This window comes from Shewanella sp. Isolate8, from assembly GCF_022398495.1.
GTDB lineage: Bacteria > Pseudomonadota > Gammaproteobacteria > Enterobacterales > Shewanellaceae > Shewanella > Shewanella aquimarina.
Genome location: NZ_JAKEVI010000002.1, coordinates 730345 through 744438 on the forward strand (window position 1 = coordinate 730345; position 14094 = coordinate 744438).

General features: G+C 53.9%; 15 protein-coding genes and 1 tRNA gene. 13 read left to right on the forward strand and 3 right to left on the reverse strand.

What is annotated here, in order from left to right:
- Positions 1 to 27: 27 nt before the first annotated feature.
- The 13 genes from lptE (at position 28) to lipA (ending at position 11423) form a co-directional block, all read left to right on the forward strand.
- The gene (gene lptE, locus L1D43_RS12420) at positions 28 to 522 is read left to right on the forward strand and encodes an LPS assembly lipoprotein LptE (protein WP_239851947.1); all 495 of its coding nucleotides are present in this window, start codon (positions 28 to 30) and stop codon (positions 520 to 522) included.
- Positions 522 to 1553: a DNA polymerase III subunit delta gene (holA, locus tag L1D43_RS12425; protein WP_239851948.1), complete on the forward strand. Its 1032-nt coding sequence runs from the start codon at positions 522 to 524 to the stop codon at positions 1551 to 1553. The genes lptE and holA overlap by 1 nt, the downstream gene beginning before the upstream one ends.
- 10 nt (positions 1554 to 1563) lie before the next feature.
- Positions 1564 to 2205 (forward strand): nicotinate-nucleotide adenylyltransferase, encoded by a 642-nt coding sequence (nadD, locus tag L1D43_RS12430; protein ID WP_239851953.1) that lies wholly within the window; start codon positions 1564 to 1566, stop codon positions 2203 to 2205.
- Positions 2206 to 2350: 145 nt separating this feature from the next.
- Entirely contained in the window at positions 2351 to 2680 is a 330-nt protein-coding gene (rsfS, locus tag L1D43_RS12435; RefSeq protein WP_041509155.1) for a ribosome silencing factor, read from the forward strand.
- Positions 2680 to 3150, forward strand: coding sequence for a 23S rRNA (pseudouridine(1915)-N(3))-methyltransferase RlmH (gene rlmH / locus L1D43_RS12440; RefSeq protein WP_041509028.1), 471 nt, complete (start codon positions 2680 to 2682; stop codon positions 3148 to 3150). Before rsfS ends, rlmH begins: the two co-directional genes overlap by 1 nt.
- 77 nt (positions 3151 to 3227) lie before the next feature.
- Entirely contained in the window at positions 3228 to 5111 is a 1884-nt protein-coding gene (mrdA, locus tag L1D43_RS12445; protein WP_239851954.1) for a penicillin-binding protein 2, read from the forward strand.
- Positions 5098 to 6204: a rod shape-determining protein RodA gene (gene rodA, locus L1D43_RS12450; protein WP_239851956.1), complete on the forward strand. Its 1107-nt coding sequence runs from the start codon at positions 5098 to 5100 to the stop codon at positions 6202 to 6204. The genes mrdA and rodA overlap by 14 nt, the downstream gene beginning before the upstream one ends.
- A 62-nt stretch (positions 6205 to 6266) precedes the next feature.
- Positions 6267 to 7223 carry a lytic murein transglycosylase B gene (gene mltB / locus L1D43_RS12455; protein ID WP_239852007.1) on the forward strand — a complete coding sequence of 319 codons (957 nt, stop codon included), beginning with the start codon at positions 6267 to 6269 and terminating at the stop codon, positions 7221 to 7223.
- Positions 7204 to 8001 (forward strand): septal ring lytic transglycosylase RlpA family protein, encoded by a 798-nt coding sequence (locus tag L1D43_RS12460; RefSeq protein ID WP_239851958.1) that lies wholly within the window; start codon positions 7204 to 7206, stop codon positions 7999 to 8001. Before mltB ends, L1D43_RS12460 begins: the two co-directional genes overlap by 20 nt.
- A gap of 135 nt (positions 8002 to 8136) precedes the next feature.
- The gene (locus L1D43_RS12465; RefSeq protein ID WP_239851960.1) at positions 8137 to 9309 is read left to right on the forward strand and encodes a serine hydrolase; all 1173 of its coding nucleotides are present in this window, start codon (positions 8137 to 8139) and stop codon (positions 9307 to 9309) included.
- 134 nt (positions 9310 to 9443) lie between these two features.
- On the forward strand, positions 9444 to 9710 hold the full coding sequence (gene ybeD, locus L1D43_RS12470; RefSeq protein ID WP_011866737.1) for a DUF493 family protein YbeD: 267 nt from the start codon (positions 9444 to 9446) through the stop codon (positions 9708 to 9710).
- Between the two features lie 95 nt (positions 9711 to 9805).
- A complete protein-coding gene (gene lipB / locus L1D43_RS12475; RefSeq protein WP_041509021.1) occupies positions 9806 to 10456 on the forward strand; it encodes a lipoyl(octanoyl) transferase LipB in 651 nt (216 codons plus the stop codon).
- A gap of 1 nt (position 10457) precedes the next feature.
- Positions 10458 to 11423: a lipoyl synthase gene (gene lipA / locus L1D43_RS12480; protein ID WP_239851962.1), complete on the forward strand. Its 966-nt coding sequence runs from the start codon at positions 10458 to 10460 to the stop codon at positions 11421 to 11423.
- A gap of 81 nt (positions 11424 to 11504) precedes the next feature.
- Here the strand turns inward: lipA and rimI are convergent, their stop codons facing one another.
- From rimI to L1D43_RS12495, 3 genes are all read right to left on the reverse strand, one after another.
- Complete coding sequence (gene rimI, locus L1D43_RS12485; protein ID WP_041509019.1) at positions 11505 to 11954, reverse strand: ribosomal protein S18-alanine N-acetyltransferase; 450 nt, start codon at positions 11952 to 11954, stop codon at positions 11505 to 11507.
- Positions 11932 to 12282 (reverse strand): hypothetical protein, encoded by a 351-nt coding sequence (locus L1D43_RS12490; protein ID WP_239851964.1) that lies wholly within the window; start codon positions 12280 to 12282, stop codon positions 11932 to 11934. The genes rimI and L1D43_RS12490 overlap by 23 nt, the downstream gene beginning before the upstream one ends.
- Before the next feature lie 161 nt (positions 12283 to 12443).
- Positions 12444 to 12520 (reverse strand) — tRNA-Trp (locus tag L1D43_RS12495).
- Positions 12521 to 14094: the final 1574 nt, after the last annotated feature.

Here is a 14094-nt window from a genome sequence, read left to right on the forward strand (position 1 = left end):
CAAACATGGAAATAGATGGCTTAGCCTATGCTTATTAAACGCTTATGTTTTGCAATCTTAACCCTCTCGGTGCTGCTTAGCGCCGGATGTGGTTTTAAACTTCAGCGCAGCTACTCGATCCCAGATTCTCTTAAGACGCTCACCCTGAGCAGCCAGGACGAATACAGCGAGCTGACCCGCCTGGTACGCGAACGCCTGCGTCTCAACAGCATCACAGTGGTGGAAGATGACGCCAGTGTGCCTGTCGTTAGGATCCTCAACGATTCTCTCGACAGAAGCACCCTCTCCCTCTACCCCACAGGGAATGTAGCGGAGTATGAGCTCAACTATCATGTGCGTTTCGCGGTGCAGTATCCCGAGCGCGAGGCCAAGGCCTTCGATGTCGACATTCACCGCGACTACCTCGACGATCCCCGCACCGCACTGGCAAAGAGCCGTGAGATGGAACTGCTCGTAAAAGAGATGCGCATCCAGGCCGCCGACCAGATCATCCAGATCCTGGCCTCTATCGAGACCAACTGATGCGCGTCTACCCGGACCAGCTCGCCAAGCAGCTCTCGCCGCTAAAGCCCTGTTACCTCATCTTTGGTGATGACCCCTGGCTGTGTGAAACCAGCAAGCGGGCGATCTTGGAACAGGCCAAGCGAGAAGGTTTCGAGGAGCGCATAGTGCTCACTCAGGAGACTGGCTTTAACTGGCGCGAATTGCAGGATGAGTGGAACAGCATGAGCCTGTTCGCCAGTCGCCGCATCATAGAGCTGCACCTGCCCCAGGCCAAACCCGGCAGCGAGGGCAGTAGCCAGCTACAGAGTCTGATGCAGCAGGTGAATCCAGATATTCTGTTGGTGATCACAGGGCCAAAGCTTGCCAGCGAACAGACCAAATCGAAATGGTTTAAGCAGCTGGATGACAAAGGGATTTATATCCCCTGCGCCACGCCAGAAGGGCCACAGTTTCAGCGCTGGTTACAGACCCGTATTCGCGAGGCCGGCTTAAACCTCACCCAGGACGCCCAGCAGCTGTTGCTGAGTCTGTATGAAGGCAACCTGCTGGCAGCGGATCAGGCGATACAACTGCTGCAGCTACTTAGCCCCAGCAGCCAGATCACCAGCGAGCAACTGCAAAACTACTTCGAAGATCAGTCCCGTTTCAGCGTTTTTCAGCTGGCCGATTGCCTGCTGGCCAATCAACAGGAGAAGGCCCAGCATATCCTGGCCCAGCTCCAGGCCGAGGGCACGGCCCTGCCGATACTGCTGTGGGGCCAGTTTAAGGAGCTGACCACACTGTTACAGCTCAAGCAGGCTCAGGAGGCGGGAACGCCACTGCAGAGTCTGTGGAGTCAGTTCAGGATCTGGGACAAGCGCAAGGAGCTCTATCAGGGGGCACTGTCTCGCCTGAGCCTAAGTCAGATAGAGACGGCCCTCGCCAGCGCCTCCAAGATCGAGCTTAAACTCAAACAGCAAGGGGCCGAAGATTGGACCGCCATGAGCCACCTCTGCCTGCTGTACGATCCCAAGGCCCACGCTCACCTTAGCCATATCGAACTGGGCTAGGCAGGTTTAGATGAAAATTGGCATACTGGGCGGCACCTTCGATCCCATTCATTATGGTCATATCAAGCCACTGCTCGAGGTGCAGGCCGCCCTGGGACTCGATGAAGTCTGGCTGATGCCCAACCATATTCCGCCCCACAAGGACGGCACCAACACCTCGACCCAGCACCGCCTGGCGATGGCCGAGCTTGTGTGTCAGCAATACCCGCAGCTCAAGCTGTGTGATATCGAGGCCAAGCGCGATCAGCCCTCCTATTCGGTAGAGACCCTCAAGCAACTGCGTCAGACCCATGGCCAGGATCAGCTGGTATTTATCATGGGGATGGACTCCTTCGTCGGTCTGCCGACCTGGTATCGCTGGCAAGAGCTGTTTGACCTGTGCCATATCGCCGTCTGCCAACGCCCGGGCTGGACGCTTTGTGGCGACAGCGAGATGGCGGCGCTACTGGATGCGCGCCGCGCAGGCAAGGCTGAGCTGGATAAGGCCATCGACATGGGCCGTACCGCAGGCCTCATCTTCCCGGTCACCATCACGCCGCAGCACTACTCCTCTACCGAAGTTCGTCGGCAGCTCGCCCAAAATCAGCTGGCGCCCGATGCCATGCCGCAAGCTATCGCCGACTATATCGCCGCCCATCACCTCTACCGCTAACAGCGAGATAACAAGGCTTCAACCTTTAGCCAAACTCGCGCCATTTCGGGCGCAGACAGGCATGCTGCTCACCGCTATTAGCAATTACTTTAGGGGCATAACCTGTTATACTGCCTCGCTGTTAAAAATGAATGAGGAATTTAGCGTGCAAAGCGCCGAGCTTAAACAGTTTGTCATCGACAAGGTCGAAGATTTAAAAGCAAAAGATGTTGTCGTACTCGAAGTCACCGACAAGTCAAATGTCACCGACTATATGGTGGTCTGTTCGGGTACTTCTAAGACCCACGTCAAAGCTATCGCCGAGAACGTGGTACTCGAGGCCAAACGTGCCAACCTACATATCCATGGCGTCGAAGGCCGTGACAGCAGCGAATGGGTGCTGGTCGACCTGGGCGACGTGATTGTTCACGTGATGCAAGACAAGACACGCGACTTCTATCAGCTTGAAAAGCTGTGGTCTGAAAAGCCAGCTTAATGAAGTTACAACTCGTTGCCGTGGGCACTCGTATGCCCGCCTGGGTCACCACAGGTTTCGAAGAATATCAGCGCCGTTTCCCCCGGGACATGGCCTTCGAATTGATCGAGATCCCTGCCGGAAAGCGCGGTAAGAATGCCGACATCGCCCGCATCTTGCACAAAGAGGGCGAACAGATGCTGGCGGCTATCCCCAAGGGAAACCATATCGTCAGCCTGGATCTGCCCGGCAAGAACTGGACCACGCCCGAGCTTGCCACTCAGCTCAACCGCTGGCAACTCGACGGCCGCGATGTTAGCCTGCTTATCGGCGGCCCTGAGGGGCTGGCCCCCGCCTGTAAACAGGCGGCGAATCAGAGCTGGTGCCTATCGGCCTTGACCCTGCCCCACCCCTTGGTACGCGTCTTGGTGGCCGAGAGCCTATACCGTGCCTGGAGCATCAACAACAACCACCCGTATCATAGAGAGTAGTGCGCCGTGCGACACTCGAGTCAATCGAGGGATAGACGATGATAGTGACAACCAACATACTGCCGGAGAGAGTATAATTGGCGCCACGTAAACGGATGGCCATGCATGATCATGCCGCCGAAGCCTCGCTGTTCAAACGCCGCGCCATCTTTACTTTCGCTTGCGTGGTGGTCTTGCTGAGCATACTGCTGGGCAACCTCTATCATCTGCAAGTCTTGTCTTACAAAGACTACGAGACCCGCTCCAACGATAACCGCATTCGCGTGGTGCCAGTAGCGCCGAGCCGCGGCCTGATCTACGACCGACACGGCCAGCTGTTGGCAGAAAACCAGCCCTTCTACTCGCTGGAGTTGATCCCAGAAAAGGTGAAAGACATTCCCGCGACCCTGGATGAACTCGCCAAAGTCGTCGAGCTCAGCAAAGATGACAGAGAAAGCCTGGTCGCCTCTCTAAAATACCATCGCCGCTTCAAGCCGATAACGGTCAAAAACCGCCTGTCGGAAGAGGAAGTGGCCATCTTTAGCGTCAACCAGCACAGGTTTCCCGGCTTCTCCATCGACGCGGGCCTGAAACGCCACTACCCCTACGATGGGCTGCTGACCCATGTGCTGGGCTATGTGGGCCGTATCAACAACCGCGATCAGGCGGCGCTGCAACGTAACGATCAGTGGCAGAACTACGCCGCCACCAAGGACATAGGTAAGCAGGGGATCGAAAAATTTTATGAATCCTTGTTACATGGCATGCCGGGACACCTTGAGGAAGAGGTCAACAACCGCGGCCGCACCATTCGCACCCTTAAATCTGTCGCGCCAGAGCCGGGCCAGGATATCTACCTGACACTGGATCTTCAGCTGCAGAAGAAGGCGATGGAACTCCTCGCCGGACGCCGCGGCTCCATCGTCGCCATCGACCCTCGCGACGGCGGCATTCTGGCCATGGTCTCCAGCCCCAGCTACGACCCCAACCAGTTCGTTCACGGCATCAGCTCTAAAGCCTACAGCGAGCTGCTCAACGCCCGCTCTCGCCCCTTGATTAACCGCGCGACCCAAGGCCAGTACGCCCCAGCATCGACGGTTAAGCCCCATATGGCGCTGCTGGGTCTGGAAGAGAAAACCGTCACGCCAAAGACCCGGGTATGGGACCCTGGTTTTTGGCAGATCCCCGGCGTCGAGCGTAAATACCGCGACTGGAAACGTTGGGGCCACGGCTGGGTCGATGTCAACGGCGCCCTGGTGCATTCCTGCGACACCTACTTCTACGACATGGCCTACAAGACAGGCATAGATAAGATCAGCAACTTCATGCAACAGTTCGGTTTTGGCGAGCGTACCGGCGTCGATATCTTCGAGGAATCAGCCGGTAACATGCCATCCAAGGACTGGAAGCGCCTCAAATACAATCAGCCCTGGTATGTGGGCGATACCATCTCGGTCGGGATCGGCCAGGGTTACTGGACCACCACACCGCTGCAGCTTGCCAATGCCACCGCCATCATGGCCAACAAGGGCGAGCGTTTCGTGCCTCATTTGCTGAAATCGATCAAGAATGACACTGTCAAGGTAGACACGCCGGTGGACAAGATGGCGCCAGTAGTGCTGAAGAATCCCCACAACTGGCAGATCATCAACGAGGCGATGCGAGATACCGCCCACAAGTCGCGCTTTGTCGACGCCGGCTATACCGCGGCGATGAAGACGGGTACGGCCCAGGTCTTCAGTGTGGCCGAGGATGAGAAGTATGACGCCGAGAATATCGACGAACACCTGAGGGATAACGCCTTAATCGTCGCCTACGCCCCCTATGAGGCGCCGCGCATCGTGCTGGCCGTGGTTCTGGAAAACGCCGGCTGGGGTGGCGCCAACGCAGGCCCTGTGGCCCGCGCCCTGCTCGATGAGTATATGCTACGCGACAACCTGCCCTTAGAAACCGCCGGGAGCCCTCACAATGAACGCCCATAGCCATAGACCCAACATCTGGCAGCGTATGCATATCGATCTGCCACTGCTTCTTGGGCTGCTGGCACTCATGTGCTATGGCCTGTTCGTCATCTATTCTGCCGGCGGCGAAGATATGGCGCTGATGGAGCGCCAGCTGGTCCGTATGGGGTTATCGCTGGGGATCATGCTGTTTGTCGCCCAGATCAATCCCGAGGTGCTCAGACGCTGGGCCTTCCCCATCTATATCGCCGGGGTGATATTGCTACTCGGGGTGCATTTCTTTGGTGAGATCAACAAGGGCGCTCAACGCTGGCTTAACCTGGGCTTCATGGAGTTTCAGCCTTCAGAGCTGATTAAGCTGGCCTTCCCTATCACCATGGCCTGGTATATCAGTAAGTTTCCCCTGCCGCCGAAGAAGCGTTACCTGGCGGGCGCCGGGGTAATTCTGCTGGTCCCCACACTGCTCATCGCCAAACAGCCGGATCTAGGCACCTCTATCCTGGTGGCCGCCTCGGGGATCTTCGTGCTGTTTCTCTCCGGCATGAGCTGGGCCATCGTCGGCAGTTTCATCGGTGGTGTGCTGGCCATGCTGCCCGTGCTCTGGTTCTTCCTGATGCACGATTATCAACGCACCCGGGTATTGACCCTGCTGGACCCTGAAAAGGATCCCCTGGGCGCCGGTTACCATATTATTCAATCCAAGATAGCCATCGGCTCCGGCGGCATCTGGGGCAAGGGCTGGCTCGATGGTACCCAGTCTCAGCTGGAATTCCTGCCCGAGCGTCACACCGACTTCATCTTCGCCGTTATCGGCGAGGAATTTGGCCTGATCGGCAGCCTTATCTTGCTCTGCCTCTACCTCTATGTGATCGGCCGCGGCCTGGTGATCGCCTCGCGGGCGCAAACCAGCTTTGCCCGTTTACTCGCTGGCAGTATTACTTTAACCTTCTTTGTATATGTCTTTGTGAATATTGGCATGGTATCGGGACTACTCCCCGTGGTTGGTGTACCTCTGCCTCTCATCAGTTACGGCGGCACCTCTATGCTGACCCTGATGACAGGCTTCGGGATCCTGATGAGCATTCATACCCATAGACGATTCATTGACCGTTAAAGGAAGACGATTTGAAACCAGTTTCACAGCTATTTTTCGCCCTGATGCTGGGCGGCGCCAGCATGCTGGCCCAGGCCGATGACAAGGTGATCCCCCAAGAGGGTGACATCAGTGAGTTGAAGACAGCCTTCACCGAGCAACAACTCGGCGCCGGCTTCACCCAGGCAGAGATAGACAGCTTTCTCAGTAGCGCCCATTACAACCAGAAGGTGATCGACGCCATCACCACGCCTTGGGAGGCCAAGCCCTGGTATCAGTATCATCCCATCTTCCTCACCGATAAGCGTCTGGAAAAGGGGCTGGCTTTCTGGAAGAAGCACGATGAGACCATCGCCAAGGCGGCAAAAACCTACCAGGTCGACCCAGAGATCATCGTCGCCATTATCGGTATCGAGACCTTCTACGGTGGCTACATGGGCACCTATCCGGTGATCGATGCCCTCTACACCTTAGGCTTTCACTACACGCCGCGGGCCGACTTCTTTCGCAAGGAACTGGCACAGTTACATACCCTGGCCAAAGAGGAAGGATTGGATCTAGGTTCACTCAAGGGCTCCTATGCCGGCGCCATGGGTTATGGTCAATTCATCCCCTCAAGCTATCGTCATTTCGCGGTAGATTTTAGCGGCGACGGCCGCCGGGATCTGGTAGGCAATCCTGTCGATGCCATCGGCAGCGTCGCTAACTATTTCCATCAGCACGGCTGGCAGAAAGGCGCCCTGGTCACACTACCTTTGACCACACATCATCTGCCCGCGCATCTCAAGACCTGGTCCGGTGAGAAGCTCTCCTACAAGGTCGCCGACATCCTCTCGCCAACCATCTCCCTGGCGCGAAATGTCGACCTGGATGTGCAGCAACCGGCGCTATTGGTCGAGCTTGAGCAGCCAGACAGTAAAGATTACTGGCTGGGACTGAATAACTTTTACGTGATCACCCGCTATAACCGTAGTCCGCTGTACGCCATGGCGGTTTATCAATTTAGCCAACAACTTAAAGATGCTTATGCGAAACAGTAACGCCCTGTCACTGCTCACTTTCATCCTGCTATTGGCTATAGCGGGCTGCTCGTCTCAGAGCGGTCGCTATAAGATTGCCGACGATCTGGCGCCCACAGACGCGCCCGATGTCTCTAAGGTAGAAGACGCTCATCCCAAGTTTGAACCCTACAGCCGCGGCGGTAATAGCAAGGAATATACCGTGCTGGGCAAGAACTATCGGGTGCTCGACACAGGCAAGGGCTATCAGAAGACGGGCATAGCCTCTTGGTATGGCGCCAAGTTTCATGGTCACCTCACCTCCAATGGGGAAACCTATGACATGTATTCCATGTCGGCGGCTCACAAGACACTGCCACTGCCCAGCTATGTGAAGGTCACTAACCTGACCAACAACAAGACGGTCGTGGTGAGAGTCAATGATCGCGGCCCCTTTCACGATAACCGCATCATAGATCTCTCTTACGCCGCGGCGCACCGCTTGGATATGCTCAAGACCGGCACGGCCAAGGTGAAACTCGAGGTTATCTACATAGAGAACCCAGAGTCGGCGGCCCTGGCAGCGCTACAGGAAACCAAGCTTCATTATGTGCAGGTGGTCGCCTCCTCCGATAAGGGACGCATCGATCATCTGGCCCAGACCCTGGCCAGCCAGTATCAGGTGAAGACCCGTATCCAGCAGAGCGGCAACCTCTATCGTCTGCAGCTCGGTCCCATAGGTCGCCAGCAGATCGCCGCCCAACTCAATCAGACCCTGCAGCAAAACGGCTACCCACAGAGCTATCTGGTGACCGAATAACTTAAGCGCCAGAAATCGGTGTGCTTTTCCTTAAGATTAAGGAACCTTCACTGATTTCGATGGTCGACTAATGTTATACTCGCCCGACATAGCGCCCAAATTTTTGCATTCAACCAAAAGACGTGCCTTGATAATATGAAATTACTGAATCACAGCTTTAAAACACTTCTCCTTGCTTCCTCTCTCTCCTTCACGGCAGCCAACGCGGCACCCGTTGTTACGCCTGATGCACCTAAGGTTGCAGCCAAAGCCTTTATTCTGATGGATTACAACTCGGGTCAGATCATCGCCGAAGAGAACGCCTATGAGAGCCTGAACCCAGCCAGTCTTACCAAGATGATGACCAGCTATGTGATAGGCCATGAGATCAAGGTGGGCAACATCGCGCCACAAGACAAGGTCACCATCAGTAAGAATGCCTGGTCGAAGAATTTCCCCGACTCTTCGAAGATGTTTATCGAAGTGGGTAAGCAGGTGTCGGTCGAAGATCTTAACCGCGGCATCATCATTCAGTCGGGTAACGATGCCTGTGTCGCCATGGCCGAGCACATTGCTGGCACCGAAGATGGCTTCGTGGATCTGATGAACTCCTGGGCTAAACAGCTGGGCATGCGCGACAGCTACTTCGAAAACTCTCACGGCCTGGATTCTGAAAACCACAAGACCACTGCCTACGACATGGCACTGCTGGGCGCCGCGCTGATCCGCGATGTGCCGGAGGAGTACCGCGTCTACTCAGAAAAATCTTTCACCTATAACGGCATCAAGCAATACAACCGCAACGGCCTCTTGTGGGACAAGAGCCTAAACGTCGACGGCATCAAGACAGGCCACACCTCGGGCGCCGGTTACAACCTGGTGACTTCTGCGACGAAAGATGGCATGCGCCTGGTATCCGTTGTCATGGGCACCGCCAGCGAATCGGCTCGTAAGGCCGAGAGTAAGAAACTACTCAACTATGGTTTCCGCTTCTTCGAATCCATCACGCCCTATAAGGCAGGCGATAGCTTCGTTACCCAGAAGATCTGGTACGGTGACAGAGAATCTGTCGATCTGGGCGTAATGACAGATACCCCAATCACTATCAGCCGTGGCCAGGCCAAGAACCTTGAAGCCAACTACGAGCTGAACAAGGAACTGACCGCCCCTATCGCAAAAGGCGAAACCGTGGGACGCATCTACTTCCAGCTAAACGGTAAAGACATTGCCCAGTTCCCATTGGTCACCCTGCAAGAAGTGAACGAAGGCAGCTGGTTCAGCAAGCTAATGGACTACTTTAAGCAGATGTTTGCCAGCTGGTTTAGCTAATTCGACCGGCCTTTATGCATCGCATAGTAAAAAGTCACCTAAGGGTGACTTTTTTGTTTTTAGCCTCTCAGGCTTGAATTAGGTATAATAACCCCCATTTTAAAGCCATTAAGTTAGGCAAGAGATAGACAGCTATGTTAGACACCAAGTTTCATGAACTCCTAGACTTCCCCGCGGCCTTCCCTTTTAAAGTCGTGGGTGATGCCAGAGACACACTCGCCGATGATGTCGTTGCCGTTGTACAGCGTCACGTGCCAGGCGACTATATGCCAACCTCCAGAGCCTCAAGCAAAGGCAGCTACCACTCGATCACTGTCAAGGTAACGGTTCACAGTAAAGAACAAATTGAGTTGCTTTACATAGAGTTAGCAGCCATCGAAGGGGTTAAGCGCGTCCTCTAAGATGCGCCCTCCTGGTAGGAAATGTGATCTACCTTACATTTCCTGATTTCGCGCGTATAATAGGCGCACTTAAACGCAGAGGGGAGAGGTTGCCCTTGAAAGATACGGTTTTACATGTTCGCCATCTTGGACGCCAGGATTACGAGTCGGTATGGCACGCCATGCAGGAATATACCGATAATCGCGATGAAAATAGCCAAGATGAGCTATGGATCGTCGAGCACCCTCCAGTTTTCACTCAGGGCCAGGCGGGCAAGAGTGAACATATTCTCAACCCCGGCGATATCCCCGTCATTCAAGTCGACCGCGGTGGCCAAGTCACCTATCACGGCCCAGGCCAGCTAGTCGCCTATCCGCTGCTGGACATCAAACGCCTCAAAATAGGCGTTCGCCAACTGGTCACCGATATCGAGCAGAGTATCGTCAAGATGCTCGCCCTCTACGATATCGAGGCTTACCCCAAGGCCGATGCCCCAGGAGTCTATGTCGACGAACGAAAGATAGCCTCTCTGGGTCTGCGGATCCGCAAGGGCTGCTCCTTCCACGGCCTGGCCCTAAACGTCGATATGGATATGTCCCCCTTTCAACGCATCAACCCCTGCGGTTATGCCGGATTAGAGATGGCGCAATGTAAGCCACTCAAGGGACCGCAAAGCGTCGAAGAAGCCGGCGAGAAACTGATACAAACTTTTAGCCAAGAATTGGGCTATCAACATCTAGAACATCATCAAGGGTTAACAGACTAATATGAGTAGGCCTGAAAGATTACAACCCGGAGTCAAGTTACGCGATGCCGACAAGGTCTCCCGTATTCCGGTCAAGGTCGTGCCTTCCGAGCGCGAAACCATGCTACGCAAACCCGATTGGTTGAGAGTCAAGCTCCCGGCATCGAACCAGCGTATCGTCGACATCAAGCAGGCGCTGCGTAAGAACGGTCTGCACTCTGTATGTGAAGAGGCCTCCTGCCCTAACCTTGCCGAGTGTTTTAACCATGGTACCGCCACCTTCATGATCTTGGGCGCCATCTGTACCCGTCGCTGCCCCTTCTGCGATGTGGCCCATGGTCGTCCACTCAAACCAGATGCCGAAGAGCCGGTAAAACTGGCCCAGACGATCAGAGACATGAAGCTTAAATATGTGGTGATCACCTCTGTGGATCGTGACGATCTGCGTGATGGTGGTGCTCAGCACTTTGCCGACTGTATCCACGAGATCCGTAAGCTCAACCCAGAGATCAAGATTGAGATCTTAGTGCCCGATTTCAGAGGCCGTATCGACGCCGCCTTGGAGATCCTGGCCACCGAGCCACCCGATGTCTTCAACCACAACCTGGAGACGGCACCTAAGCACTACCGTAAGGCTCGCCCTGGGGCAAACTACCAGTGGTCACTGGATCTGTTGAAGAAATTCAAAGAGCAACACCCAAACATTCCGACTAAGTCGGGTTTGATGATGGGCCTAGGTGAAACCAACGAAGAGATCGCCGAGGTGCTTCGCGACCTGCGCGCGCACAACGTAGAGATGCTGACACTTGGGCAATATCTACAGCCCTCTAAGTTCCACCTGCCGGTAGAACGTTACGTGCCGCCAGCTGAGTTTGACGAGCTGAAAGACTATGCCGAAGAGATAGGCTTTACCCATGCCGCATGTGGTCCTATGGTGCGTTCTAGCTACCATGCTGACCTGCAGGCACAAGGTAAAGAGGTCAAATAGGCTTAGGACATTAAGCGTTAACTTTAAACGCTCAGAAACAAAAATAGCGCCCCTTAGGCGCTATTTTTGTTTCTCCATCCGCTAAAACAAACGCTCCATCAGGATAGCGTCCTCTTTCCCCTGCTCTAGCTGATAGTAATTGGCCCGCATCCCCGTCTGTTCAAAGCCCATTTGGCGATATAAGGCGATAGCCCTTTCATTAGAGGCCCTCACCTCTAACATCATACGTTCGGCGCCCTGCGTCGCTGCCAGCTCGATTAACGCCTCGGTAAGACGCTTACCCAGCCCCTGGCCTTGCATAGCGGGCCTGACACAAATATCCATCAGGGTGGCATCTTCGAAGAGTTGATGCAAAATACCAAAACCTAACAGCTCCTCATCATCAAAGAGCCCGATAACATGGTAAAAACGTCCGAAACAGGTCTCGAGATTACTCAATGACATGGGGAAACGATGACAGGCTGATTCAAGCTCATGCAAGCCAGGCGCATCCTCTTTAGTGAGCTTCTTAAGCGCCAATGTCATAAGCATCGCTCTCCCAAATATGCTGCCACAGCTCGCGCTTGGCCGTAGATTCCTGCTCAAGCACCGCGATAGGAGCAGAGCTAATGATACAATTCATCTTAGGCAGTCTGACGCGGCGCATATCCCAGAACACTTGTGTACTGCTGCTTAACGAATCGCTGACGACGACCTGCTTGTCCTGCTGTGGAAACAGCGCCAACACTTGACGAATAAGCGGATGTTCGGCCGATACGCTCGCCCCCTTATCCACCAGAATATGATACAAAGGAAGCTCGGCTCCCTTCTCGACCCAGCGGGTAATGCCCATAGCATCTAAATATGCACTCGGTTCCAAATCGCCTCCAGACAAATGCTAACCCATTAAGGATAACCTCTGCCCGCGCGAGTGTCACGATGGCCAGAGACTACACCATGCTCAGAGATATAAAGGTGAGAGAAATAATGAAATTCAGAAAAGCAAAAAGCCGTTCATTTCTGAACGGCTTCTCTAGAATGTGGCAGGGGTGGCAGGACTCGAACCCGCAACCATCGGTTTTGGAGACCGCTGTTCTACCAATTGGAACTACACCCCTGTTGACGTGGGGCATTATGCTAAAACCCCTCCCAAAGGTAAAGGACTTTTTATGGCTAACTCGCTCAATTGCGGCTTTTTCATGCAAGATAGCGAATATTAAGTCATATCCTCACATTCTCACTCAAAAAACGGCCATCCACACCATCATTCAACCCGCTTCCAATAATGTTAAACGTCACTGATTAATGGGATAAGGAGCCTAAAATCCCCAAAGCAAGTCCTATTGATTATAGTCATCAGTGGCTAATACCAGCCCAGCCTATAGCATCCAAAATGAAGCCTACATATTTTTGCATTTAGCCTCTTCGAGACTTGCACCTGGGGACAAATACATAGAGACCTGCTCCCCGCACCTTCCTCTTTCTATCCTAGACACCACAAACGAAAACCTTACTAGCGATTCCAATAGATCAATACAGCAGCTTTTGGCGACTCAGCCCCCACCAATATAAGCGATGAACAGTTTCGCAAAGCTGACCAAATAGCACGGTACACATAGATAGTTCTGTGAGTAAAACTACTCTCGCTGATGATATTAGTCTTTAGCCATATAGGTATCGATGTAGGAAACAGGCTTAAAAACAGGAGTAAAGAGATGCCGGATAATTCACACCCTAACAGCTGTAACCCAAGACTACTGGCTAGAAAGTAAAGACTATTCATAGTGGCTCGAAAGAATAGGTATACACAGAAGGTTTCTCACATGGGGGCGGAGAAGTCCTGCTATGGATGCGCAACATCCAAGGCCTTTGTAGCGCGAAGCACGGACTGAGGAGTCGCTACACATAAAAAAAGGCATTTGCATTGCCAGCTCCTAGGCAGATACCAGATATTAACTCCCCAAATCTCACATGGAGACGTAAGGCATCCTTTTACCAAGCGCAGCTTGATGGGTGACTGAGCACGAAGCAGCTAGGCTGCGAACCGAGGGTCTAATGAATAAAGAGAAAAGGCGGCTGTCATGAGCTTCGAGCCAGAGACTAACTCCATCAATCTCACATGGGGGCGTAAGGCATCCGCTTATCAAGCGCAGCTAGATGGATGACTGGAGCGCGAAGCAGCTAGGCTGCGAGCTGAGGGGCCTGACCGCCATGGATGGCGGAAATGCAGTTAATGAATGGAGCACTTAACTGCCACCCACGAAGTGGCTGTGGGCTGCGTGTGAAGTAGCACTTTCGCGCGACCTACATGGATGTAGGAAGTGCCATAAATTGCCAGGAGCAATTTAGGCGAGCGTATAAACGAAAAAATCCCCAGCACAGTGGCTGGGGATTCTTCGTTTATTAGACGCCTGGAAATGGCCTACTCGGTTCGCGCAGCGAACACATGGGGGTGAAAGTGAGGCGCTTTAAATACGCAGTATTTAGCCTCACTTGAACGCGGAGAAGCTATGCTTCGTAGCCGGAGAACCCGCTCAGCGGTGGGGCGACGTCGGGAGTAGGCATTCATGCCTACATAAGTGAATAAGCCACCTGACTTTAATTAAGGTGGTTTCGAGAGGGTACCCGATAATTTCATAAACCCCAAACGCAAAAAAGCCACCTTATTCAGGTGGCTTCTTCACTTAATTAG

Bases quoted from the DNA above. Each gene is read 5' to 3' on its own strand.
- lptE (WP_239851947.1), top strand. From the start codon at position 28: ATGCTTATTAAACGCTTATGTTTTGCAATCTTAACCCTCTCGGTGCTG.
- holA (WP_239851948.1), top strand. From the start codon at position 522: ATGCGCGTCTACCCGGACCAGCTCGCCAAGCAGCTCTCGCCGCTAAAG.
- nadD (WP_239851953.1), top strand. From the start codon at position 1,564: ATGAAAATTGGCATACTGGGCGGCACCTTCGATCCCATTCATTATGGT.
- rlmH (WP_041509028.1), top strand. From the start codon at position 2,680: ATGAAGTTACAACTCGTTGCCGTGGGCACTCGTATGCCCGCCTGGGTC.
- rodA (WP_239851956.1), top strand. From the start codon at position 5,098: ATGAACGCCCATAGCCATAGACCCAACATCTGGCAGCGTATGCATATC.
- mltB (WP_239852007.1), top strand. From the start codon at position 6,267: ATGCTGGCCCAGGCCGATGACAAGGTGATCCCCCAAGAGGGTGACATC.
- L1D43_RS12460 (WP_239851958.1), top strand. From the start codon at position 7,204: ATGCTTATGCGAAACAGTAACGCCCTGTCACTGCTCACTTTCATCCTG.
- L1D43_RS12465 (WP_239851960.1), top strand. From the start codon at position 8,137: ATGAAATTACTGAATCACAGCTTTAAAACACTTCTCCTTGCTTCCTCT.
- ybeD (WP_011866737.1), top strand. From the start codon at position 9,444: ATGTTAGACACCAAGTTTCATGAACTCCTAGACTTCCCCGCGGCCTTC.
- lipA (WP_239851962.1), top strand. From the start codon at position 10,458: ATGAGTAGGCCTGAAAGATTACAACCCGGAGTCAAGTTACGCGATGCC.
- rimI (WP_041509019.1), bottom strand. From the start codon at position 11,954: ATGCTTATGACATTGGCGCTTAAGAAGCTCACTAAAGAGGATGCGCCT.